24 protein-coding genes and 1 tRNA gene are annotated in these 24,221 nt (G+C 44.0%); 10 read left to right on the top strand and 15 right to left on the bottom strand.

Going from position 1 to position 24,221, the window contains the following annotated elements; translation table 11 throughout:
- Window positions 1-161: 161 nt before the first annotated feature.
- The 4 genes from F6K64_RS11030 to lpdA all read right to left on the bottom strand — a co-directional run bounded on the left by F6K64_RS11030 (window position 162) and on the right by lpdA (window position 4,537).
- A complete protein-coding gene (locus tag F6K64_RS11030) occupies window positions 162-1,316 on the bottom strand; it encodes a pyridoxal-phosphate-dependent aminotransferase family protein (protein WP_009149052.1) in 1,155 nt (384 codons plus the stop codon).
- 411 nt (window positions 1,317-1,727) lie between these two features.
- The gene (locus F6K64_RS11025; RefSeq protein ID WP_009149053.1) at window positions 1,728-2,012 is read right to left on the bottom strand and encodes a DUF5340 domain-containing protein; all 285 of its coding nucleotides are present in this window, start codon (window positions 2,010-2,012) and stop codon (window positions 1,728-1,730) included.
- Between the two features lie 66 nt (window positions 2,013-2,078).
- Complete coding sequence (gene trpC / locus F6K64_RS11020; protein ID WP_009149054.1) at window positions 2,079-2,966, bottom strand: indole-3-glycerol phosphate synthase TrpC; 888 nt, start codon at window positions 2,964-2,966, stop codon at window positions 2,079-2,081.
- A 140-nt stretch (window positions 2,967-3,106) separates the two neighbouring features.
- Window positions 3,107-4,537 (bottom strand): dihydrolipoyl dehydrogenase, encoded by a 1,431-nt coding sequence (gene lpdA, locus F6K64_RS11015; RefSeq protein WP_287265420.1) that lies wholly within the window; start codon window positions 4,535-4,537, stop codon window positions 3,107-3,109.
- Window positions 4,538-5,171: 634 nt separating this feature from the next.
- Between lpdA and F6K64_RS11010 the strand changes: the two genes are divergently transcribed.
- Window positions 5,172-5,708, top strand: coding sequence for a jacalin-like lectin (locus F6K64_RS11010; protein WP_009149063.1), 537 nt, complete (start codon window positions 5,172-5,174; stop codon window positions 5,706-5,708).
- Between the two features lie 363 nt (window positions 5,709-6,071).
- Here F6K64_RS11010 and F6K64_RS11005 read toward each other — a convergent pair whose 3' ends face one another.
- Both F6K64_RS11005 and F6K64_RS11000 read right to left on the bottom strand, forming a co-directional pair.
- On the bottom strand, window positions 6,072-6,860 hold the full coding sequence (locus tag F6K64_RS11005; RefSeq protein ID WP_287265419.1) for a TrmH family RNA methyltransferase: 789 nt from the start codon (window positions 6,858-6,860) through the stop codon (window positions 6,072-6,074).
- A 17-nt stretch (window positions 6,861-6,877) separates the two neighbouring features.
- A tRNA-Leu gene (locus F6K64_RS11000) sits at window positions 6,878-6,961 on the bottom strand.
- A 320-nt stretch (window positions 6,962-7,281) separates the two neighbouring features.
- Between F6K64_RS11000 and murA the strand changes: the two genes are divergently transcribed.
- Entirely contained in the window at window positions 7,282-8,679 is a 1,398-nt protein-coding gene (gene murA / locus F6K64_RS10995) for a UDP-N-acetylglucosamine 1-carboxyvinyltransferase (protein WP_008188237.1), read from the top strand.
- A gap of 98 nt (window positions 8,680-8,777) precedes the next feature.
- Here murA and thyD read toward each other — a convergent pair whose 3' ends face one another.
- Both thyD and psb28 read right to left on the bottom strand, forming a co-directional pair.
- Window positions 8,778-9,695, bottom strand: a complete 918-nt coding sequence (gene thyD / locus F6K64_RS10990; RefSeq protein ID WP_008188239.1) for a thylakoid membrane protein ThyD — start codon at window positions 9,693-9,695, stop codon at window positions 8,778-8,780.
- 106 nt (window positions 9,696-9,801) lie between these two features.
- Window positions 9,802-10,188: a photosystem II reaction center protein Psb28 gene (gene psb28, locus F6K64_RS10985; RefSeq protein ID WP_287265417.1), complete on the bottom strand. Its 387-nt coding sequence runs from the start codon at window positions 10,186-10,188 to the stop codon at window positions 9,802-9,804.
- Window positions 10,189-10,597: 409 nt separating this feature from the next.
- Here psb28 and F6K64_RS10980 point away from each other — a divergent pair, with 409 nt between their 5' ends.
- From F6K64_RS10980 to F6K64_RS10965, 4 genes are all read left to right on the top strand, one after another.
- Window positions 10,598-10,786, top strand: coding sequence for a hypothetical protein (locus F6K64_RS10980; RefSeq protein WP_044494793.1), 189 nt, complete (start codon window positions 10,598-10,600; stop codon window positions 10,784-10,786).
- Window positions 10,787-10,948: 162 nt separating this feature from the next.
- Window positions 10,949-11,143: a hypothetical protein gene (locus F6K64_RS10975; protein WP_008188242.1), complete on the top strand. Its 195-nt coding sequence runs from the start codon at window positions 10,949-10,951 to the stop codon at window positions 11,141-11,143.
- Window positions 11,144-11,300: 157 nt separating this feature from the next.
- Window positions 11,301-11,450, top strand: a complete 150-nt coding sequence (locus tag F6K64_RS10970; protein WP_154659913.1) for a hypothetical protein — start codon at window positions 11,301-11,303, stop codon at window positions 11,448-11,450.
- The gene (locus tag F6K64_RS10965) at window positions 11,447-12,007 is read left to right on the top strand and encodes a Uma2 family endonuclease (protein WP_008188244.1); all 561 of its coding nucleotides are present in this window, start codon (window positions 11,447-11,449) and stop codon (window positions 12,005-12,007) included. The genes F6K64_RS10970 and F6K64_RS10965 overlap by 4 nt, the downstream gene beginning before the upstream one ends.
- 506 nt (window positions 12,008-12,513) lie before the next feature.
- Here F6K64_RS10965 and F6K64_RS10960 read toward each other — a convergent pair.
- Window positions 12,514-13,020 (bottom strand): PIN domain-containing protein, encoded by a 507-nt coding sequence (locus tag F6K64_RS10960; RefSeq protein WP_287248051.1) that lies wholly within the window; start codon window positions 13,018-13,020, stop codon window positions 12,514-12,516.
- Window positions 13,017-13,262, bottom strand: a complete 246-nt coding sequence (locus tag F6K64_RS10955; RefSeq protein ID WP_008188247.1) for a UPF0175 family protein — start codon at window positions 13,260-13,262, stop codon at window positions 13,017-13,019. The genes F6K64_RS10960 and F6K64_RS10955 overlap by 4 nt, the downstream gene beginning before the upstream one ends.
- 156 nt (window positions 13,263-13,418) lie before the next feature.
- Here F6K64_RS10955 and F6K64_RS10950 point away from each other — a divergent pair, with 156 nt between their 5' ends.
- From F6K64_RS10950 to F6K64_RS10940, 3 genes are all read left to right on the top strand, one after another.
- Complete coding sequence (locus F6K64_RS10950) at window positions 13,419-13,592, top strand: hypothetical protein (protein WP_154659914.1); 174 nt, start codon at window positions 13,419-13,421, stop codon at window positions 13,590-13,592.
- Window positions 13,593-13,782: 190 nt separating this feature from the next.
- Window positions 13,783-13,953: a hypothetical protein gene (locus F6K64_RS10945; protein ID WP_287265415.1), complete on the top strand. Its 171-nt coding sequence runs from the start codon at window positions 13,783-13,785 to the stop codon at window positions 13,951-13,953.
- Complete coding sequence (locus tag F6K64_RS10940) at window positions 13,950-14,555, top strand: hypothetical protein (RefSeq protein ID WP_287265414.1); 606 nt, start codon at window positions 13,950-13,952, stop codon at window positions 14,553-14,555. The genes F6K64_RS10945 and F6K64_RS10940 overlap by 4 nt, the downstream gene beginning before the upstream one ends.
- Window positions 14,556-14,604: 49 nt before the next feature.
- Here F6K64_RS10940 and F6K64_RS10935 read toward each other — a convergent pair whose 3' ends face one another.
- The 5 genes from F6K64_RS10935 to F6K64_RS10915 form a co-directional block, all read right to left on the bottom strand.
- On the bottom strand, window positions 14,605-15,012 hold the full coding sequence (locus F6K64_RS10935; protein ID WP_287257292.1) for a type II toxin-antitoxin system VapC family toxin: 408 nt from the start codon (window positions 15,010-15,012) through the stop codon (window positions 14,605-14,607).
- Between the two features lie 2 nt (window positions 15,013-15,014).
- A complete protein-coding gene (locus F6K64_RS10930; protein ID WP_287257291.1) occupies window positions 15,015-15,296 on the bottom strand; it encodes a hypothetical protein in 282 nt (93 codons plus the stop codon).
- 289 nt (window positions 15,297-15,585) lie between these two features.
- Complete coding sequence (locus tag F6K64_RS10925) at window positions 15,586-19,200, bottom strand: NB-ARC domain-containing protein (protein ID WP_353814118.1); 3,615 nt, start codon at window positions 19,198-19,200, stop codon at window positions 15,586-15,588.
- A complete protein-coding gene (locus F6K64_RS10920) occupies window positions 19,201-19,713 on the bottom strand; it encodes a hypothetical protein (RefSeq protein WP_287256992.1) in 513 nt (170 codons plus the stop codon). It lies immediately after the preceding gene.
- A 613-nt stretch (window positions 19,714-20,326) separates the two neighbouring features.
- A complete protein-coding gene (locus F6K64_RS10915) occupies window positions 20,327-20,815 on the bottom strand; it encodes a hypothetical protein (protein ID WP_008188263.1) in 489 nt (162 codons plus the stop codon).
- 1,187 nt (window positions 20,816-22,002) lie between these two features.
- On the opposite strand from F6K64_RS10915, the gene F6K64_RS10910 reads away from it, so the two are divergent.
- The gene (locus tag F6K64_RS10910) at window positions 22,003-24,207 is read left to right on the top strand and encodes a pre-peptidase C-terminal domain-containing protein (RefSeq protein WP_008186960.1); all 2,205 of its coding nucleotides are present in this window, start codon (window positions 22,003-22,005) and stop codon (window positions 24,205-24,207) included.
- Window positions 24,208-24,221 lie beyond the last annotated feature (14 nt).

Genomic DNA, 24,221 nt, shown 5'->3' with positions numbered 1-24,221 from the left:
TAGGAATTATTCCCCCATCCTTGCTGAACTTAGGTGGCGGAAGTTTCATTAACAATTAAAAACACTATTAGGAGTTGTTCGCGTAGCGTGGCCGTAGGCCAACGGTTGACCTTTTAGCGCAGAACAGAGTCAACCGTCAACCGTCAACCATAAACTGTTAATCAGCTCTTAGCAAAGACACTAGCAGCAGCAGCAATACCTGCTCCTGGTGTCATGGATTGGTGTCCTAATTCCTGAAGGGTGGCTTCGAGAGCACCAATGACAGTAAGAATATCTTGCTCACTGACAAAACCTAAGTGACCAATGCGGAATATTTTTCCTTTATAGTTGTCTTGTCCCCCAGCTAGAGCAATGTTATAGCGTTTTTTCATCACAGAACGGATTTGTTCGGACTCTACTGATGTGGGAATCACTGCAGTTGCGGCTGGGCTAGCATACTCATCAGAACCAAACAAAGGTAATGATAGGGCTTTGACGGCGGCACGAGTTGCTTCCATCAGACGCTGGTGACGGGAAAATATTGATTCTAACCCTTCTCTTTTCATCATGCCCAGTGCAGTTTGTAGGGCAATGACTAGGTTCACTGGCGGGGTAAAGGGATTGCTGTTTTTAGCAGTAGATTTCTTGTAAGTCCCCAAATCTAGGTAAAACTTGGGCAGGGTAGCCGTTTTGTAGGCTTCCCAAGCTTTAGGACTAACACTGACAAATCCTAGTCCTGGGGGAATCATGTATCCCTTCTGGGAACCAGAGCCTACTACATCGAGACCCCACTCATCAATGGGTACATTGACTGCTCCAAGACTGGTAACTGCGTCAACAATAATTAGGGCTTCCCCGTGGTCTTTGACGTAACGATTTATGGTTTCTAAGTCGTTGAGAACGCCAGTAGAGGTTTCAGAGTGGGTGACGATTACGGCTTTGATTTGCTTTTCGGTATCAGCTTCTAGCTTTTCGCGAAACTGCTCCGGATCTAAGGGCTTACCCCACTCGGCGGTAATGGTGTCCACTTCCAGACCAAAAGCAGTACTGATTTTTCCCCAACGATCGCCAAATTTACCATTAGAACCAACTAAAACGCGATCGCCTGCACTGAGGAAGTTAATAATGCCAGCTTCCATGACTCCGGTACCGCTAGCGGTTACAGTCAAGACATCATTTTTGGTCTGGTGTAGCCATTTGAGGTTTTCATTGACCTCTGCCATGATTTCGCTAAATTCGGGACTACGGTGTCCGATCGGGTGTTTGGCCATGGCCAGTAATACTTGTTCTGGTACTGGCGTCGGGCCAGGAATCATTAGTTTGAGCTTGTCTTCCATCTGTAGTTAGTCTTGGTATCTAGGGTTGTTGTGATCTGATGATTGGTTAGTTACTCTGAAGTGACCGATTAAGTCTTGGATCTTACCGGACAAAACCGGAAATTCAAGGTTAATTTAGGGGTTAATTTGGCGTTTCACCACCGGAGCATGGGAGCGGTTATCCCCACCCATGCTTACACGACCAACCCAGCCGCGCTAGATTTAAACTTGCCTTCAAGTCTTTGTATATTGACACCCTGCAGTTAGGACACTCTTTAGTTCGGAGCCATAGCGAGCATGTGTTATTGATGCCGACAGTGGGAGTAACGCTCCTCAGGAGTAGGTAACAATCTCAAAATATATTGGCTCAAATGAGATACTCTGACTAAATTTCTTAGTTTTTTTTTATGAAGTTGACAATTTGTTGACTATTTAATGGGGGAGTCTTCCTGCTGAATCCGGTAAACCATTTGTTGAATCATGGGCATCCAACTTGACGCTGTTGAGAGACCAGCGATACTCCATGGGCAAGTTGGCTCGCTGACAGCTTTGTTCTAATTGCTTCTGTTGAGCTCGGGCTTTACGCAGAGTACTGATCAATTCATGAACCTGCTCTCGCAATTGGGGGTTTTGACTGGTAGCAAATGCTGTTTGGCGCTCTAGCAGTTGGAGCAGCAGTTCGTAGTGAATATAAGATGGAAGGGGAATTGGATCCATGAAATTTGCTGTACCTCGGTGAGTCTGAGTCTGCCATCACAATTGACTATTTTTTTGGGCTATGGGTCACTGATGGCTAAACAAGCTGGCAATAGCAACTGCTGGGTCTGGCTGTTTTACCAATGACTCACCAATCAGGACGGCTGTGGCTCCGGCAGATGCTACCTGATCAAGGTGAGCGTTGGTATGAAGCCCTGATTCACTGACTACCAGAATGCCACGTTCGAGTAGTTGGTTACCCCTTGCTGCTAGTATTTGACAGGTTGTTTGTAAATCGACGGAAAAATCTTCCAAGTTACGATTGTTTATACCTACTAGGGTAACGCCATCGAGAGATAATACTCGATCTAATTCAGATTGGGTATGGACTTCGATCAAGGGGGTGATCGACAGAGTCTTAGCAATTTTGATAAAGTATTGCAGGTCTTGATCGGAAAGGATGGCTGCAATCAATAAAACTGCATCTGCTCCGTGACTACGAGCCATGTACATTTGGTAGGGATAGATGATGAACTCCTTACACAGCAAAGGCATGTCTACAGCAGCACGAACTTTTGCCAGGTTTTCCCAACTACCCTGAAAGAATTTTTGATCGGTCAGCACTGAGATCGCACTAGCACCACCTTGGCAGTATGACTGAGCAATGGCTACTGGGTCAAAATCTTCTCGAATAACCCCCTTGCTAGGAGATGCTTTTTTGATTTCTGCAATCAGGGCAGGGCTAGTCTTTCCTGATTTTAGGGCTGCTAGAAAGTCTCGGGGGGGTGGTGCTGTTTGTACTCCCTTGCGCAACTCCACTAGGGGCAGACTTTCCCGCATCTGGTCAATTTCTTTCTCTTTGTGCCAGACAATTTCTTCGAGAATATGGTGGGGTTTATCGTCTGGTAATGCAACTTGATAGTGCAGGGTTTGGATTTTAACTGCTGGATTAGGTGGGCGTCGGCGAATTTGCATCAGTAGTTTTATATAGTCCGTGTTTGGCGTCAGTCCCTCAGTGCGTCAGTCTCTCAGTGCGTCAGTCCCTCAGTGCGTCAGTCCCTCAGTGCGTCAGTTTCATAATCCTTTGTTAATTAGCAATTAACAAAGGATTATGACTAATGAGTTACAGCTCGTTTGTAAGCTTCGTCGAGTACTTCTGAGAGAGTGGGGTGAGCATGGACTAGGTAGGCGAGGGAGTTGACGGATTGTCTGTTTGCGATCGCATTTGAGGCTTCGTGAATTAAGTCGGAGGCGTGGATACCTAGGATGTGGACTCCTAGCACTTCCCCGGTATCTTTACGGTAGATCACTTTCGCTACCCCATCTGCTTCTCCTTCTGCGATCGCTTTAGAATTCCCCTTAAAGTAAGATCTTACAACGGATACTTCAAAGCCTTCTTCGGAGGCCAATTGTTTGGCTTGTGGTTCGCTCAGGCCGACGTAGCTGATTTCTGGATGGGTAAAGGCGGCTGCGGGTATGCTGCGATAGTCTACGGTGCGCTGACGTCCACAGATATTCTCTACTGCGACAATACCTTGAGCGGATGCGGCATGGGCTAACATCATTTTCCCAGTGGCATCACCAATTGCCCAAAGATGGGGCACGGGTTCCCCTGCTGAAAGTACTGCCATGGTGTCATCTACGGGAATAAAACCGCGCCGGTTTGTTTCCACACCTACGGCATCTAGTCCTAGGTCTTTGGTGGCGGGAATCCGACCTGTAGCGACCAGACAAGCATCGACTTCGAGCACATCGACTACTTCCTTAGTTTTGGCATCTGCTAGTTCAATTACCACAGGGGAACCGGGAGTTACTTTCATCGCTAGCACCCCAGTGTGGGTTTCAATGTCCCGAGGTTTGATCAGTATTCGTGTGGCTAGTTTGGCAATATCAGGGTCAAAGGTTGGCATCAGGTTGTCTAGGGCTTCGATCATGGTGATTTCACATCCTAGTGCTGTGTAGACATCGGCAAACTCTAGACCAATGTAACCACTGCCCACGATTGCTACCCAATCTGGCAGCCATTCTAGTTTTATGGCATCATCACTGGTAAATACGGTTTTGCCATCAATCTCAATTCCTGGGGGTACAAAGGGAATTGAACCAGCGGATATCATAATGTCTTTAGCTGTGATCGTTTTTTCACCATTGTCTGTAACAACGGTTACTTTTTGATTACTAGCAACTTTACCCCAGCCTTTGATAATATCCACACCCAAGCGTTTTAGGCTGTTGGTCAGGTCACCACGAATTTTACTGACTAGATTGCTGGCATGATTTGCGATCGCATTTCGGTCAAACTCAACCCCAGCTACTTTAATCCCAAGGGCATTGAGATGATGAGCGTCCTGTAGCTCTCGCACTCTACCTGATGCGGCTAATAGAGCTTTAGAAGGGATGCAGCCCCGGTTGACACAAGTTCCGCCCATGTCAGCGGCTTCAATCATAGCGGTTTTCAGACCACAGCTAACTGCGTGTAAGGCAGCACCATGACCCCCCACACCAGCACCGATAATCACTAAATCGTAATCAAAGTCTTGACTCACATCTATCTCCTGAGTTAGATTGGCTATGCTTCGTCCTTATTATTTTCAACTTGAGCAATCCACGATTGCAAGTGCCCAAGTATTAAGATTGGGAGGATGAAGTATGAAGTATCAAGGATCCCAAAGGGAATAGGGAACAGCGGATCTGGGAACAGCGGATCTGGGAACACGGAACACGGAACACGGAACACGGAACAGGGAACACGGAAAAACTCCTGTGTACCTCATTAGGCTAGAAACCGCTATAGAAAAAATTTTAGCTAGCCCCAATCCCTTAATTGTTATTAGTTACAGGTCATAACTATAGATTTTTTTCAACTTACTTAAGTTAGATGGGGTGCATGTCACTTATGCAGAGCATTTGTACTCAAGCTATCGCCCCTTCATCGCTCTTTTTTTATTGAACCATAAAACCCCGAATCTGTTTCCCCTCTTGCCTCTTGCCTCTTGCCTCTTGCCTCTTGCCTCTTGCCTCTTACCATTGAAATACTGAGCATATATTGAACCATCACCTGTCAAAAATAATATTTTTTTTATAACTATAAAATTTCCTTAAATAATTCAAGATTTTGGCTAACATACCTGCTAGATTCTGGAGGGTTACAAATCCTTTAAAAGATTGAGGTTTTAAGTAATGTTTAAGCGATTTTTTCAGTTGATTGGACTATTGGCTGCAGTAGTCTTGCTGAGCACAACACTAGGGGTTTCTCCTGCCCAAGCCCAAGTTATTGATGGCCCTGTAGGACGGACAACCACTGAATTTTATAATTTCCCTGAGGCCAGAACATTAGGTCCAATTACTGAAATCACCGTTCATCACGGCTTTATTATTGATGGCTTTAAGGTAAGTTATGCCAATGGAAAATCATTTCAGAATGGGGGTACTGGTGGCGGAGAGACCACCATTTCTTTTAGTGCAGATGATCCATTAGTAGAAGTAGATGGTTACGTTGCCGACTATTCATATGCTGGCAACAAACCCTTAATTGCCCAATTAACATTTAAGACTCTTAAGGGCAAGAGCTATGGTCCGTTTGGTACTATGCAAGCAACATCAAACCGAAAGCCATTCACCTTGAAAGCTGCCCAACCCACCATTCAATCATTCTTCGGCAGCGCCAGTGGCTATCTCACCTCTTTGGGAGTCTATATCGACACCGGGTGTGAATAAACTGGGGATAGTTATCATCCGTATTCCCATCTTGTTGGGTAACCGGAGATAGTTCTTAATAAACCCTGCTTTATTGTTTTTTTGATAAGGCAATTTATATAGTGTTTTTGGAATTCCAAGAACACTATTTTTTATAAAAATCATAAAATTAGATGTAGATGCCTTTAAAGTAAGGTGGTTTAACTAAGCTGGTTGAGTTTTGTCAGTCAACCAGCCTACCTCAGACTTTATACTTTATATCATGTCCGGATAATTAGTGATAAAAACTATCTCCGATTAAACCTTATTCCTTTACTTCTGCCTTCTGCCTTCTGCCCTCTGCCTTCGATTTACCAAAGTGTAAGTATTCAAACAGACATGATATCAGACTTTAAAAAAACGTTGCCGTTTAGCTTCGTACAACATCAAGGCAGCAGCAATGGCTACATTTAAGGATTCTACTCCTGGCATCAGGGGAATATTCACTTGCTGATCTGCTGTTTTTACCAAGTCTTCCCTAAGTCCAGCTGCTTCATTGCCCAGGAGTATTAAGCTAGGACAGCGCCAATCTATGTCCCAGTAACTGACCTTAGCATCTGGTACTGTGGCCACTACTTGTATCCCTTGAGCTTGAGCTTGAGCTACGAGGGTGGGCAAATGGGGGGTAACTGCCATGGGCAGACGGAACCACTGACCGACTGAGGCTCGCAATACTTTAGGATTATCTAGCTCTACACTATCGGAACTTAGCCACAATCCTTCCGCACCAGCGGCTACCGCAGTTCTAATGATTGTTCCAAGATTTCCTGGGTCTTGTATGGTTTCTAGAGCCAGCCCTAGGGAGAGGGAATTGAGGGGTTTCGGGGAAAGGGGAAGACGGGTTGCTGTGGCTACTACTCCATCTGGCTCAACTGTAGTAGCGATCGCTTTTAGTACAGACTGACTTACCACTTCCACTCTTTGAGACCGAACGGAAGCATCTTGGGATAGTTGTGGATGAGCTTCAAGCCATTCTGATGTATAGCAGAGGGTGACTAGGGGATAATCTACGGCACAGGCTTCTGCCAACAGGTGGGTTCCCTCCAACAGAAATAGGTCTTGCTGCCGACGTCCTTTGACTCTGTGCAGCTTCCGAATTTCCTTGACTAGGGGATTCTTGGTGCTTGTGAGCATACCAGTTTGGTTAATTATGCGGAACCCGGGACTTGAACCCGGAAGTCCTTGCGAACACTAGAACCTGAATCTAGCGCGTCTACCAATTCCGCCAGTTCCGCGTTTGTTGGCGCTATAGCAATCGTTGGTGATTCCGAGAGTGGTCAGTCCTGAGTCATAACTGTCACGGTTTAGGATTCAACTTAGGGTTGCTATGGGGGTTGCTCTATTAGCTCACCGGTTTTTTAGTATACAGCATTTACTGCTATTGTGGACAAGTTTGTTGTCGATAGCCGCAACGCCTGAAAATTTACCGGTTTACATTGCCAACTTCTGAGTATAGTGGAAAACCTGACATTTGATCAAGATACGTGGAAAACTAGACATTTAAAAACTTTCAGGTAAAATCAAAACCAAATTTAACATTTCGCCAGAAATTATAATGATTTTGGAGGATAGACCCATTAATCACTCTCAAAGCCCGATAAATCCCCCATCTCTGTCCCAGGAAAACGAATCGGTTCTCAAGATTTGGGGTAGAGCGTCTCTCCACGGACAGGTAAAAATTAGTGGAGCTAAAAATTCTGCCTTGGCAATTATGGCAGGGGCTTTACTGTGTTCTCAAGATTGCCGACTGCGTAATGTGCCCTCCCTAGTAGATATCGAGCGTATGAGCCAGATTCTTGCTGCTGTGGGAGTGAAGCTCAAACGCAGTGGTGACATCTTAGACCTAGATGTCAGCCATATCGGACAATCAAAAGCTCCCTATGAGTTGGTGAGCCAGCTGCGAGCTAGCTTTTTTATCCTCGGTCCGATCCTAGCGCGATTGGGAGTGGCACGGATACCACTGCCTGGTGGCTGTGCTATTGGTGCTAGACCAGTAGACCTCCATGTCAGGGGTCTACAAGCTATGGGCGCTCAGGTTCATATTGAGCATGGCATTGTCAATGCTTATGTGAAAGGAACAGGTAACAACAAGCTAAAGGGGGCGAAAATCTACCTGGATTACCCCAGTGTGGGGGCAACGGAAACTCTGCTGATGGCAGCGACTCTGGCAGAAGGGGAAACCACCCTTGAAAATGCAGCTCAAGAGCCAGAAGTGGAGGATTTGGCGAATTTCTGCCGAGCGATGGGAGCTCAAATTAGTGGTGCTGGTACTAAAACTATTAGTATCTCTGGGGTTTCTAGTTTACATTCGGTGGATTACCCAATTATTCCTGACCGGATTGAGGCTGGAACTTTCTTGGTAGCTGGGGCAATTACCCACTCTGAACTGAGCCTTTACCCAGTAATACCGGAACATTTAACTGCTGTGATTGCTAAGCTACAGGCAATTGGTAGTGAGGTGATGGTTGAGGCACCCAATCGGTTACGAATTATTCCTAATAAACTAAGGGCAACGGATATTGAAACCTTGCCTTATCCTGGATTTCCTACGGATATGCAAGCCCAGTTTACGGCGTTGCTGGCTCTGAGTGAAGGAAACTGTGTTGTTAGCGAAACGGTTTTTGAAAATCGGCTGCGTCATGTTGCCGAATTGAATCGCATGGGGGCGGATATACGGGTTAAAGGGAATAATGCGATTATCCGAGGTGTGCCAATGTTGTCGGGAGCACCAGTAGTGGGTACGGATTTACGGGCATCTGCTGCACTTGTGGTCGCTGGGTTAGCGGCAGAAGGAATAACTACGATTCAAGGACTCCGTCATTTAGACCGGGGTTATGAAGACTTGGAGGGGAAACTGCGACAACTTGGTGCTAGAGTAGAACGGGTTCCGGCTCAGATAGAGGAAGAGGAACTTCCTCCGACTCCCACTAATGCCATGACTGCAACACCGTAGTAGTTACCGTAGTAGTTATAGTCATTAGTTATTAGTCATTAGTCATTTAGAAATTGTTAATTGTTAATTGTTAATTGTTATCTGTTATCAATTAACAATTAACAATTTTCAGTTTTCAATATGTCTACTAGAGCTTGTTTTACTGTGGAATACTGATATTCCCATCCATAACTAGTGGTTCGTTTGGGTAGCACCTGTTGACCTTCCAAGACTACTATGGCTCCTTCTCCCAAAAGGGCTTCTAGAGCAACACTGGGAACTGGTAACCAGGAGGGACGATTGAGAACATCTCCAATGGCTTTACATAGTTCGGACATCAAGACAGGATTGGGAGCTGTGGCATTGAAAATCCCTTCCATGTCTGGTCGGGTTAGGGCAGCTATGATTAAGTTCACTAAGTCATCTCGGTGAATCCAAGAAAACCATTGGCGACCGGTACCGATTGGCCCTCCAGCAAACATTTGAAAGGGGGGTATCATTTTCGCTAGGGCACCGCCATTGCCCAAAACTATACCAATGCGCAGAATCACTAGTCGCACATCTGCATCTTGGACTTTCTGGGCTTCCCCTTCCCAGGCTTGACAAACCTCTGCCAGAAAGTCCTCTCCAGCAGGACTTGTTTCATCAAAGGTTACTGTTTCACTAGTGCCGTAGTAACCAATGGCAGAAGCGTTTACTAATACCGTGGGTTTAGGGTCAGCAAGGGCGATCGCTTCCACTATTTTTTGGGTCCCTAATTGGCGGCTATTGAGGATGTCTTCCTTACGGGCTGGTGTCCAGCGCTCCTCAGCAATCGGGGCTCCGGCTAAATTGACTACACCATCACAGCCTGCGATCGCATTTTGCCAATCCCCTGATTCGGTGGGAGTGTAGGCAATAGTTTCTATATTGGGAAATTGCGCCGTAGCTTTAGCTGAGTTACGGGTTATAATTAAGGGTTGATGTCCTTCTTCCTGTAGACGCTCCACTAAGCGGCTACCGACAAATCCTGTTGCTCCAGTAATTGCGACTTTCATACTTCATCCTTGATACTCTATATCGTGTCTGATACCATACTCATCGGTTAGGCTAACACGGGGATACGGGGACGGGAAGACGGGGGAAAATGTTTAGGATGGGTAATTATCCTTCAGTTGATGGTTTGGTTTCACCGTAAGCCATGCCGTTGGCTTCAGCGTACCGATTCATGAAGCGCATGAAGCGTTCCCAGTGGTCGTCTTCGTCAATTTCAACTTTACACTCCACTCCTGCTAGCTCATCTCCTTCTGGACCACCGAAGCGAAATTTTATTGAGGAAGGAGTCATAGCAATGACCCCTTCTTCGTCTGTTAAGACCATTGATTGAGAAAATCGGTTTCTATAACTGTTGAATTGTTCAATAGCCTTTAACTTTTCAAAGGTCATCAAGACGATGCGGGCTCCTGACCGTCGGTTTTTTCTGAGGCTGACGTCACTCAGCTGTTCATAAATACCGTCAAAGAATTGGATGGATGGTGTTGAGGAGTTCATTTTAAATATAAAAACATGGTTAAATTTTAGTATATCGCCTGAGGAGGGGTTGACAAAATTATTTTTATAGGTACAAGGTAATCGGGAGTCGGGAGTCGGGAGTCGGGAAGAGAGCTTGTAGGGTGGGCAAAGAAAGTTTGGTTATTTTGAGTCGTTTAGATTAGATTACTTTGCCCACCCTACTTTAATTGGTATTTTTTTTGACTCTTCCTAAGCAATAATTTTGGAGATTATTTCCAGTTACTTGAGGATGTTGAAGTATAAAATCTAGGTATAAAATTTAATTTATAAATAGTTGATAAACAGTATTGGTGATTGTTCATAATATTAAAAACTAGTTTTCTATCTTTACTCTTGCTCTTAAGTCCCTGCTCCGAATTCCCTAAAAACAAACGAAGACTAACCACAAATGAACCGCCGCCGCATTCTCAAAGCTGGACAACCTTACAGCTTTAGCCAATATTTTGACCTTCCCTTTACCCTAGAAGATATTTTGGCTGAATTTGACTGTACCTTTGTGCGATCGCATATCGATCTCCCTCGTCCTCCCCTTCCCGAAGCGATCGCATTTATCCTTGGATTATACTTAAGGAAGTAAACTATGAAGTAAACAAGGTGTTAAAATCTATGGCAAAGAATACTCAAAGTCATTTTGCCCCCTACTTAAAACATAGAGGGAAAACTGTTGAAGAACAAATTATAGCAATTCTCTATCCCATGAGGTAGGGATCCCCCTAAATCCCCCTTAAAAAGGGGGACTTTGAGGCTGAAAAGCGTACCTCATAAATCCTATAAACGCTATAAACTCAATCAACCTGCTCTGGCATGGCTAAGAAAACGCCTTGAAGAGGAAATCACTCAAGAAGAAGCTAAAATTCGACAGGAAGATTTAGAAAATTTTAAACAAATTGTTGATAGTTTTCGTCCAGAAGGCTCTAAACTATATAGCTACTAATGATTGTTTTTGTCGATACCGGCCTTTTAGGGTTGTTATCTTCTCCCAATGACAAATTAGAAGCACAACAATGTCAGCAATGGCTTTACTCTCTTTAACTGAATCCTAACACCCGTTCACGCCACACCCAGTAAGGCTAATCATAATTCCTCTATCCTTGATTAACTCTTATCTCTTGCCTCTTGCCTTTTGCCTCTTGCCTCTTGCCTCTTGCCTTTTGCCTCTTATCTGTTCCCTGTTACCTGCTCCCTACTCCCTACTCCCTTTATTCTATACTAATAGTGTCACTGTCTTGAAACTGTCATGATTGCTGATAAAAGTCCCAATTACATTTCCAAAGAAGACTATCTATCCTACGAAGAAGATAGTGCCATCAAACACGAGTATATTGATGGAGAAGTCTATGCCATGGCTGGGGCGAGTGATGCCCATGTTACTATTGCCCTTAACCTGGCTTCAGCCTTAAGAAATCATGTCAGGGGCACTGGCTGTCGGGTTTATATGGCAGATATGAAAACTTATGTTGAAGCATCCAATAGTTATTATTATCCTGATGTTATGGTGACTTGCGATGCCAGAGACCGAGAATTGAGCAATTATAAAAAATATCCTTGTTTAATTGTGGAAGTTTTATCTCCCAAGACTGAAGCCTTTGACCGGGGTGACAAATTTTATAATTATCGAAAATTAGACACCTTGGTGGAATATGTTTTAATTAGCCAAAACCATCAGCGGCTAGACTGCTTCCGCCGAAATTCTGAGGGAATTTGGACATTGCAATTTTATGATCCGGGCAGTGAGATTAATCTAGAAACTGTGGATTTTAGGACTAGTCTTGAGGCTTTGTATGAAGATGTAATGTAAGCCGTCAGCCATCAGCTGTCAGCCTTCAGCCTACAGCCAAGGGATTATCCGAGGGAGAAGCTACGGGAACGGGCATTAGATGAAAGCAATCAGATATTCAAGGTAAATTTATACCTTACTCCTTTTTTTTTACAAATATGAGATGCACCCATTGATGGGTGTTGTGGTGGCATAAGCCAAAAACCAATAACTTTGTATAATGGATTTATAGAAAGTTATTGAACATACTTCCTAAGACTTATGCGTGACCTATAACAACTGATAAAAAATATTCAAGAACTACTAGAAGACGATCAAAACATTATTGCCGATATCATTGAAGTATTCAAAAAACAGTATTTAACAGAAAAACCGGCATCTCTTAATCCTCTGTAATTAGACAATCAACCTTTTATTGGTATGGGTCGTGATCGACAAGATACTCAAAATAGTAGCGAATGGGTGAGAAGAATTAGACAACTTACTCCCTAAAACCCAAGAAGGATAAAATCCTCCCTCTTTTAAGATTATAATGTACTTTCTTCGTCGGTAGCTTGGAGAATTGCTTGGTACAATTGAGGACTAATACGAAAGTCCATTGTTTCAATCAATTGATCCATTAATGGTTTAACTGCCGGAATTAAATTACTTTTCTTGGCTTGCACGAGAATGCCCAGTAAGCCCACAATAGTTAGCCCCAATTCTTGAGCAACTGCTCGTCCCCGTCGCTCATCCATCAGTAGCAAATCGGCATCCATTTCCAATGCTAATATGATCGCTTCTGCTTCACCTAAATCGATGCTTTCTTGACTTTCCTGAAGTGTGATAACTTGCTGCCTATCTGAAACAGCATGAGTTTTAATCCAAGATAAGGTTTGAACTTCTACTGTTCCAGGTACAATTTTTCCGATACCAACCATTTCATTGTAGACAGCAACGGGAATAATCACAGAACCATATAAGCGATGCAAGAGGTTAAGTTGATTGATGCCTGCTAGATTAGTAATCGGTGATGTATCGCTAATAATAATCACAGCAAACTCATCGATTGTAGGGTTTTAAGGTCTGCTTCAAAATCAGCAACATCATAATTCAAATCTAAACCGCGCTTGGCCAGTTCATGCTGAAACTCAATCACAGTTAAACCCGTCCAGGCACGGACTTTGCCACTGCTAATTTTGTCTTGCTTATAGAGCATCAGCGCAATTTCAAGTTTGAATTCATCCTCAGTCATTTGGCTAGCTTGGACAATATCGTCAGGGATAACTACACTCATAGCTACACTATTAAGTAATTGATATATTATGAATAGTTACTTTAATTTTATCATAAATTTAAACTGAATCATAACACCCGTTAAAGCCACACCCAGTAAAGCTAATCATAATTCCTCTATCGTTGATTAAATCTTGCCGTCTTGATGCAGTCGCTCATGGGGGAAACCACGGCAGTTGCTCATGGGGGGAACCCCCAAGACCGCACTGCCTCCCCAAGACCGCGCTGCATCGCTCTTGCCTTTTGTCTTTTGTCTCTTATCTCTTCCCTGCTCCCAACTCCCGATTCCCGACTCCCTAAAACCCAGAACTTTCTACCTCACCCCATTTAAAAATACTGTAAAATTATAGTAGTTAACTGACTACGCCCCCACAACTAGTTATGATCAAAGCAATTACTGCTAGTGGAAAAATCGATCCATCAGGTCAATTATCCTTAGACTACCCAATTGAATATACTCCCCCTAAGCCAGTAGGAGTAATTATTATGTTTGACGAAACAGATGGGGAGGTAAATAGGTTTTGGAAGTCAGTAACTATCAACAGCAACCACTCCTGTCAGCTAAACAGTTGCAAGAGGGATTAAAGCAGGCGTTGACAGAATCGGGGTATGATTCAAGGGAGAAAATTATCGAGCTTGTGCAGGAGATTAAGCAGGAAATTGCTCAAGAAAGGAAGACTAACCACAAATGAACCGCCGCCGCATTCTCAAAGCTGGACAGCCTTACAGTTTTAGGCAATATTTTGACCTTCCCTTTACCCTAGAAGATATCTTGGCTGAATTTGACTGTACCTTTGTGCGATCGCATATCGATCTTCCCCGTCAGCCTTTCACTGCTGCTATTGAACCCCTGCTGCACCAACTCCAGCGTAACCGCAAGCGCATTGAGCTGATCAACGAAACTGCCCGTCGCGAAGCCCTGATCGCACCAATTCTGTTTGAAGTAGTCGATCTAACTAATCACCGCATTTACATTGAATATTCTATTGCTGTTAACGAACACCTGCGGGGAACCTTAGATTATTACATTGCTAACCATAACTTGATTGTGATCGAAGCCAAACAATCTGATCTGGTACGGGGCTTCACTCAACTGGCGGTGGAGTTGGTTGCCCTTGATCAGTGGATCGAGTCTGACCAGAGAATTTTGTATGGCATTGTTACCACCGGAGAAGACTGGCGTTTCGGTACTTTTAATCGCCTTGAACGTTCCATACAACAAGACCCCAAGCGCTACATCGTCCCAGAAGAGTTAACCCAGTTGCTGGAAATTTTAGTCGGGATTATGACTTGAAACCATAGCTGAATGCTTACTATGAAATGCACCCCCTAAGAATTACGTTTTATGGTAACTTAATAAATCCGGCTTGTACAAAATGTTGGTCAAATGTTAAAGCAACATTAATTTTTAGCTTGTTCATCACCACAAAAGATAGGCAATCTGTTAACGAATATGATTTATCTTGATATTTCTGAAAATAGTCCCATCCTTCTAAAAAAAGAACTTCATTAACCTGAATCAAATCTACTACAGAGCTGGTTAGTAAACGTTTTCCTATCTCCACCGCTTTACTATGAAGATAACGACTATTTAAGAAGGTTACCACTTCATCAAAAACATAAGACGTTGTAACTAATTTTAAAGTCTTTCTGTCTAAACTTTGCCAATGATTTAACGTGATTTGGTGATTTTGGTCATCAGCCAATTCTAAAGCTATAAGATAGCTTGTGTCTAAAAACAAGCAATTCATTATTAATAGTTATATAAATACTGATCAATAGATGTAGAAGCATCACTGACTCCACCCACAACTGGATTATCTCCGAGTCCCCAAATGGGATCATCTACATCATTGTTATTTTCTGGTAGCTGTTGATTTTGTTGCTGTAATTGTTTAAGTTTAACAATTTCATGATGTAAGGCTAACACAACTAATTCCTCAAGATTATTGACTAGTCCTGTTTGAATTAGTTCTTCTGTAGTTTTCAGCAAATCTATTGGTAAATTTAATGTGATTTGATTGACGTTTTCCATGGATAGTATTGTTTTGATGAGATGAGAGGCTTACTTATGATTAATTTAGGTTATATATAGTCTAGCTTAGTTAGCAAAACTAAACTTGCCCATGATTAAGCTAACATTAGCTTAGCGCAATTCTTCCCCATGGCACAGGCATCAACTGAATCCTAACACCCATTCGCTCCACACCCACTAAAGCTAATCATAAATCCTCTATCCTTGATTCCCGATTCCCGATTCCCGATTCCCGATTCCCGATTCCCGATTCCCGATTCCCGATTCCCGATTCCCTACTCCCTATTCCCTACTTCCACCATCGACTAACATCATCAACCGCTGCCACCGTTTCTCCTAGGGCTTCAATACCCCCAAACTTGATAATTAAAGGAGCTAATTCAGGAAGAGCTTCAAGAAAATGGGGACGGATTAGACTAGCTAAAGCATCAAGAATTTGTTGCCAAAGATCAAAATCAACTGATGAAGGAGTTAAGGTCTTAATTAAGTCCTTTAAGGCATAGGTTCGGAATAATTGATAGGAAATCCCTCTGGCGCAAGCTAAGGCTTGAGGTAATACATCGGGAAAGTGGGGGGCTAAGGCGACTAAAGCTCTGGCTCGGTCTGATTCATGGTCAAGCCCTCTGGCGCAATCTAAGGCTTCGGGTAACACATCGGGAAAGTGGGGGGCTAAGGCGACTAAAGCTCTGGCTCGGTAGTTTTCATGGGAAAGCCCTCTGGCGTAATCTAAGGCTTGGTGTAACAACACATCCGGTAAGTGGGGGGCTAAGGCTCCTAAGGCATGGGCTCGGTCTGATTCATCGGAAATCCCTCTGGCGCAATCTAAGGCTTGAGGTAATACATCGGGTAAGTGGGGGGCTAAGGCCACTAAGGCATCAGCTCGGTCTGATTCATCGGAAATCCCTCTGGCGCAATCTAAGGCTTCGGGTAATACATCGGGTAAGTGGGGGACTAAGGCTCCTAAGGCATGGGCTCGGTCTGATTCATCGGAAATCCCTCTGGCGGAATCTAAGGCTTGGGGTAATACATCGGGTAAGTGGGGGACTAAGGCTCCTAAGGCATGGGCTCGGTAGTTTTCATGGTCAAGCCCTCTGGCGTAATCTAAGGCTTGGGGTAACAACTCTTCCGGTAAGTGGGGGGCTAAGGCCACTAAGGCATCAGCTCGGTCTGATTCATAGTCAATCCCTCTGGCGCAATCTAAGGCTTTGGGTAACAACTCTTCCGGTAAGTGGGGGGCTAAGGCCACTAAGGCTCTGACTCGGTGGTATTCATGGGAAAGCCCTCTGGCGTAATCTAAGGCTTGGGGTAACACATCGGGAAAGTGGGGGGCTAAGGCCACTAAGGCATCAGCTCGGTCTGATTCATCGGAAATCCCTCTGGCGCAATCTAAGGCTTGGGGTAACACATCGGGAAAGTGGGAGGCTAAGGCCACTAAGGCTTCGGCTCGGTGGAATTCATGGTCAAGCCCTCTGGCGCAATCTAAGGCTTTGGGTAACAACTCTTCCGGTAAGTGGGGGGCTAAGGCCACTAAGGCTTCGGCTCGGTACCTTTCATGGTCAAGCCCTGTGGCGCAATCTAAGGCTTGGGGTAAAACATCGGGAAAGTGGGAAGCTAAGCCGACTAAGGCATCGGCTTGGTCTGATTCACGGGAAAGCCCTGTGGCGCAATCTAAAGCTTCTGGTAAAACATCCGGTAAGTGGGGGGCTAAGGCCACTAAGGCATCGGCTCGGTCTGATTCATCGGAAATCCCTCTGGCGCAATCTAAGGCTTTGAGTAACAACACATCCGGTAAGTGGGGAGCTAAGGCCACTAAGGCATGGGCTCGGTCTTTTTCATACTTAATCCCTCTGGCGCAATCTAAGGCTTGGGGTAAAACATCGGGAAAGTGGGAAGCTAAGCCGACTAAGGCATCGGCTTGGTCTGATTCATAGGAAAGCCCTGTGGCGCAATCTAAAGCTTCTGGTAAAACATCCGGTAAGTGGGGGGCTAAGGCCACTAAGGCATGGGCTCGGTCTTTTTCATACTTAATCCCTCTGGCGCAATCTAAGGCTTGGGGTAACAACTCTTCGGGAAAGTGGGGGGCTAAGGCTCCTAAGGCATCGGCTCGCAGGAATTCATGGGAAAGCCCTCTGGCACAATCTAAGGCTTCTGGTAACACATCCGGTAAGTGGGGGGCTAAAGCGATTAAGGCTAATACTCGGTATTTTTCATAGAAAATCCCTCTGGCGCAATCTAAGGCTTCTGGTAACACATCCGGTAAGTGGGGGGCTAAGTATACTAAGGCTCTAGCTCTGGATTCTTCACAGGAAATCCCTCTGGCGCAATCTAAAGCTTCCGGTAATAAAGAAGGGGGAAGATACTCACTAATTGCCTCCAAACCCTCTACTTGACTACTAAAATCTTTATTTTGTCGCACATAAGCCAGTGCTTGAGCTGGCGTCCAAATTTTGTTCTTAACTAATGCTGCCATTAACTCTGGAGGAATATTTCCGGCCAAGCTGTTGAGGGATGTGGTAATCAGAGCATACCGACACTGTAGACTAATCGATTCTGTAGAATTTTCTCTAAAATTAGCTACTGCTATTTTCCAAGCTCTCGATACATCCTTTACAAAATTGGCAGTTTTTCCCTGTCTATCACACTGCCAATACCAACCGTTAGATCCTGCTGGAGTTTCTTCTTTCAAGAGTTGATGAATTTGATCTATCTTTTCAGCTTTCTCTAGGTGCCAGGTTAAGTGGTTATAGATGTAACCATCATCAGGTAAGGTATGCCATAATCCCTTTTCGGTCTTAGTGTGATAACGTTGTAATAATTGCTGATGAGCTTCTGTAATGGATAATCCTAGCTCTGGTTGCAGCAGATTACGGGCTAAATCATGTAACAGGTCATGGAGGCGATAGTTAGTTCCTTGGGTACTAGAGACCCCTGGTAGTAATAACGCTTTTTGTCGTAAGTATCGTAAAGTTTTTTTTGCTTGAAATAAATTACAGTCCCATAAGGTAGTCCCCATGGTTTCAGTAATAGTGACATCCTCCGGCAGTACCCCTAACCAAGCAAATTTATTCAATCTCTCGGCGGATAATCGCTTTAAACTGAGATTAAAGGAAGCCACTAGACTGTAGTTTTTGCGCTTGGCGTCACTTGGCTCTTCCTCTGCTTCCCATCGATCCAAAGCTTCTAAATCAGCAATTTCTGCTTGTAACTCATCCAGTAACTCTTCCCAAGAGAATCCATCCCTAACTTGGGCAGCTGCTAATTCTAAAGCTAGGGGTAAGTAGCCGACAGTTTTGGCTAAGGTTTCAGCATAGTCGAGTTCTTGATTAGTTAATCCGTTCCTTAAACAAGACGTTAATAACTCCAAGGATTGATTTAGAGTCATCACATCTAAATCATAGCGAATCGCACCTTTAACCGGGGCTTCTCTGGTAGTTACTAAAACCCGACAGCGATCCCCTGCTACTCGAAAGGGTTCAACATGGTCAGGATGCCAAACATCATCCACCACTAACAAGGCTTTTTTATCGGATAATAACGTTCTTAGTTGTAAAGAAGCGCTATCAATATTAATCGGTTTGAAGTCATAATCGCCTAATTGCTGTATCCACGTACTTAGAAACGATAAGATATCAGGTTGCTGACCTAAAGTAGCCCAAAAAATCCCATCGGGAAAATGGGATTGAACCTCTGGATCATGGGCTAATGCTGCAGCTAACGTGGATTTACCAATGCCTCCTAAGCCATAGATGGCACTAACCACTAAAGTGCCAGCTCTAGCAGTTTCTTGGGATAACAGAATTTGTTTTAGTCGTTGGCTTACTTCCGGGCGCTCGACATAATACGGAGGTAGTGGGGGTGCTTGATTAGGTCGAGTTTGGTTAACCTGCCTCCCAGGCGACTGCAGTCAATTATAATTATTAGTTATTTTGTCTCTTCCAATACTATCTCCTCCAATATTATCTCTTCCAATACTATCTCTTCCAATACTATCTCTTCCAATATTAGTATTACCTTGATTAATATCCCTTTTGGCAAAGTTTTTCACATTCTCAAGGTTGTAATTCTCACGGATAGCCTGATGGGATTCCAAAGCTTTGGTAATCTTTTCAAGAATTTCTTCTAAGTTAGGCAAAGCTTCAGCATCAACAGTAGTCACTAAACGCTCGATACTTTGGGCAACTTCCGGATTTTGCTTGGCTGCTGCTTCTACCTCCAATGCCACCTTGGCATAATCAAGTGCTTGCTCTGGGGCTTGCTCGATAGCCATTACTGTATCTGGAGACTGGTTTCTCAGGGATTCTACAAACTGGTTAGTCTGGTCCCAAACAACTTGCCCGACATTTTCCCCAGTTTTTTCTAGGGCTTTAGTGGCTAGCACAGTAGAAATAGCGACAACGGCAGCAGCTAATGGTTCCATTTTTGAAGGAGATTATTCAGAGTCTTGGTTTATTATAGTATTTTTAAATTGGGTGAGTTAGTTAGTAGTTAGTAGGGTGGGCAGTGCCTACTAATGCTATCGCCAGCTGCTGTTATCTATCTTTGGCACTGCCCACCCTACATCAATATTCTATTGTGATTAATTCTTTGGTGGGCAGTGCCTACTCATCCTATCTCTAGCTGCTGTTATCTATCTTTGGCACTGCCCACCCTACATCTACATCTATCTTTGACACTGCCCACCCTACATCTAAATCTACATCTACTATATTCAGTTAGTAGGGTGGGCAGTGCCTACTCATGCTATCTCTAGCTGCTGTTATCTATCTTTGGCACTGCCCACCCTACATCTTAATGGGGTGAGGTGGATTTTTTTAGTGAGTTAGTTAGTAGTTAGTTAGTAGGGTGGGCAGTGCCTACTCATGCTATCTCTAGCTGCTGTTATCTATCTTTGGCACTGCCCACCCTACATCAATATTCTATTGTGATTAATTCTTTGGTGGGCAGTGCCTACTCATGCTATCCCCAGCTGCTGTTATCTATCTTTGGCACTGCCCACCCTACATCTACATCAATATTTCTGTTCTCTATATTCAGTTGTTAATTGCCTTTTGGTTTTTAAATTGCTCGATTAATTGGGTTAAATTGTTAGGTTCCATGACTTGAGTGTACTGGTGCGCCATTTCCGGTGTTAGGAGTTCTAGCAATAGGGTGTTTTCAATCCACAATTCCATGACATCAAAGTATCCCTTTCGGCTACAGCGAACAACTCGCCATTGTTCTCGTTCACCAATTTTTTCGATTTCTTGTTGATTCAAGGGAACGGCAATGGCGGCATGAGTAGCGGTAAATTTGGAACTAGCTTCATTATTTAAGAACTGTAATTCTTGTTGGTTAGTTCCAGGCTTTAATTCCGTGCCCCTAGGATAAACTTCAATAGCTGTTCCATATTGATCAAAGGCTAAGGTCATATAACTTCCTGGGTGAGGCGCAAATTCAATGCAATTTCCCTTAAAGATTTCTGCTAGTACCGTGGCTACGTGGTAAGGATTATCTGCGGCAATAGATATGTGAAATATCATAAATTTATATCTCTAGAATTAGAGTAGTTTTCAATTGGTTTAGGGACAAAGTTCTGGGTTTTAGGGAACAGCGATCCCCCCTAACCCCCCTTAATAAGGGGGGAAAAGAACAGGGAAGAGATAATAGGGAAGATAGAAGAGGTAAAAAATTATGTGTACTTCATAGCTATGAAAAACGCTGTATTAGTTTTATCTTAGTAGGAGCGCCTAAAAGCTGCATCAAAAGGTGCGCTTGCGTCAAGCGCACCTAAAAGTTGAAAGTGCTTTTAAAAAGGTTAGCAGGGCAAAGGCATCTTGTCAATAAACCGGAGATAGTTATCAATAAACCCTGCTGTAAGCATATGCGCTACGCGCAGGCTAGGCCAACAGCTAATGCGCTACCCGCACCCTAAGCAAATGGCTGAATACTTACCTTGGTATTTTATTGACAATTATTTTCATAAGTAGTCCTACAAAATTTAAATGATATGTAGCTATCCTTGAATATATAAAGGCTAAGCTAACAACCAAAATAAAAATTAATTACACATAATTTATTATAAAAATAGCGAAAATTTTTAATTGTAAATAAATGTATTTTTTTTTATTTACCCCTTGCATTTTTTCCAGGAGTTATCTATACTCTAAAAAGTAACGACTGAAACTAATAACCGCGCTGGTCATAGCCTTAATGAAAATCAGCGCGGTTTTCCTCCCACCTAAATAGGAGTTACTTCTATCATGGCAAAAATATCACGATCATCAATCCTAGCTTTCCACCAAGCCACCCTGCCCTTGGTGAAGGAGGTAGGTTGATATCTAAGCATATGCGCTACGCGCACGCTACGCGAACAGCGGTCAGCGGTCAGCCCTCAGTCCTTAGCCTTTAGCTGATAGCTAATAGCTAATAGCTGATAGCTGATAGCTGATAGCTGATAGCTGATAGCTGATAGCTGATAGCTGATAGCTGATAGCTGATAGCTGATAGCTGATAGCTGATAGCTGATAGCTGATAGCTGATAGCTGATAGCTGANGATTAGATAGTATCTCTCTACTTTTAAAGTTTATTGTTTATGCTTTCATTATAGCACATCTCTTACAAACTTTCATTGAAAGCCGTCGAAGGAAGGACGGGGCTTTAAACCCAAAATTTTCGGTAACTAATGTCAATGGCGGAAATATTGCCATCAATGGTGCTAACTTCGACATGTCAGCCAGTGAGTTACAAGCTGGATTGACCTCAGGAGAATCGATACCAGATGCAGTAGCTGGCAATATAACTATTAACGCCAAAGGCAATACCAATCTCAGTGACAGGAGTTTGATTGCTAATGATGTAGAAACTGGAGCGATTGGCAATGGCGGTTTCATAGAGCTAACCACTAGCGCCCTTACCATCACTGGTGGCTCAAGAATTCAAACCATTACCAATAGCAATGGGGCATCAGGAGATATTGAGATTAATGCCAATGGTGCCATTGAGATCTCCGGTTTTACTGAAGATGGTTTATTTAGCGGGATTCTAACTCGTTCCGCTGTTGACACTAGTGGCCCGGGAGGCAACATTACCATTAATAATTCCCAAGGGTCACTGAATCTAGCGAATCGGGGATTTATCGGTACAGTTACCAATAGTAGTAGTAATGGCGGTGCGATCGCACTCCATCTCAATAACTTAGTCCTTGACACTGGTGGACAGATTATCACCGCTACCACCAACCTAGGTAATGCTGGGGATATCACGATTAAGGCTAGCGAAAGTGTCACTATCTCTGGGGAAAGTCGGGATTTTCTCCCTAATCCTTTGTTGGAATTAGAAACCTTTGACCTAAATGCTCTGGAGTTTATTACTGAACCCAATCCCAACGTGGCGGAATCTGGACCTGGAGGAATTCCCTATGTTTCCATTGAACGGACTCCAGAACAGATTATTAATGGCACCACCGTATTGGGTGCAGCAGAAAATCAAATCGATTACTTCTCCTTCAGCATCACCACTCTTCACAGTCGAGCTATTTTCGACATCGACAATGGCTTTACAGGGGGAGACGGCAACGTAGATACCAAGATTTTCCTGTTTAATCAAGGCACAGGAGAATTATTAGAGGTCAATGAGGATTCTTTGACCGCTGATGGTGCCGGTGGAAGTTTACAAGTCTTTGGCAGTTTCACCACAGACTCCTTAATTGATACCACTATTACTGAGCCAGGGGTTTACTTAATCGGAGTCGGTGCCTTCCCCTCTGATGTTAGTAATAATGAATTGATCGAGGGCGCAACACCAGAAGTGGGGGACACTTACACCCTGCAAGTGTCTCTAGAAAACCTTGGCACAGAGGGAGTCTCGTTACCGGAAGACCGTTTCAATCCAGCTAACTTTAATCCTAATGTGGAAGCCAGGAGCGGCTTATTTTCAGAATCGATCGGCACAGGGGATGGTGGCAGCTTAACGATTAATACTGACAAATTGATACTGAACAATGGTGGTAGAATCTCCACCGATACCTTTGATGCTGGTGCTGGTGGCAATATTACCTTCAATGTCGGCTCATTGCTGGAAGTGAATGGATCAAGCTTAATCTCAAGCATTGTCCGGGGTAAGGGAAATGGGGGCAACCTCGTGATTGATACCAAAAAATTCCAGCTGAACGGGGGTATTGTAATTACCGAGACCTTGAGCTCCGGTAATGCTGGTCAGATTACCATGACTGCAAACGAATCTATGATGCTTTCAAGTACCGTTGAAGAGCGTGGGCGCATCGATAGCAACGCCACACTTGAAGCAACTGGCCAGCTTGGGAGGGTGGTTGTTGACACTCCAGTTTTGCAGTTGCGTGATGGCGCTCAAATTCGCTCCATTAATCGGGGTAATGGGGATGGGGACAGTGTAATAGTTAGAGCTAACTTAGTCGAAGCCATTGGTAGCTCACCTGATCGTCTTCTATTTGCCAGCGGCTTTTATACATCTACACAGGGCTCCGGGGATGGGGGCAATTTAACCATTGAAACTCAGCATTTGCTTGTCAGTGATCAAGCAAGATTTTCCTCTTCTACCCGTGGAGCTGGGGATGCTGGCACTATTACCATTCGGGCCAAGGCTGGTAATCTCGACATTACCGCTGAGTCGATTGTATTAGATCAATTAGGGAGCCTTTCTGCTGAAGTCAGTGCTGGGGAGCAGGGCAATATTATCCTGGATTCCCAGCTAATCCTAATGCGCGATCGCAGTAATATCAGTACCAATGCCGAAAATGCTGCCACTGGCGGTAATATTACTATTGATACTGACTTGCTAGTTGCCCTAGAAAATAGCGATATCACGGCCAATGCTGAAGATAGCTTTGGCGGACGAGTGATTATCAATAGACATCTCCAGAAACTCGGTTTTGACCCAGGCAGTGCAAGGGTTTGAGGTTAATTTTTGGA

The organism is Moorena sp. SIO3A2 (assembly GCF_010672265.1).
GTDB lineage: Bacteria > Cyanobacteriota > Cyanobacteriia > Cyanobacteriales > Coleofasciculaceae > Moorena > Moorena producens.
The sequence above is the reverse complement of the archived record's forward strand: the minus strand, read 5'-3'. Positions and strand labels throughout refer to the sequence as shown.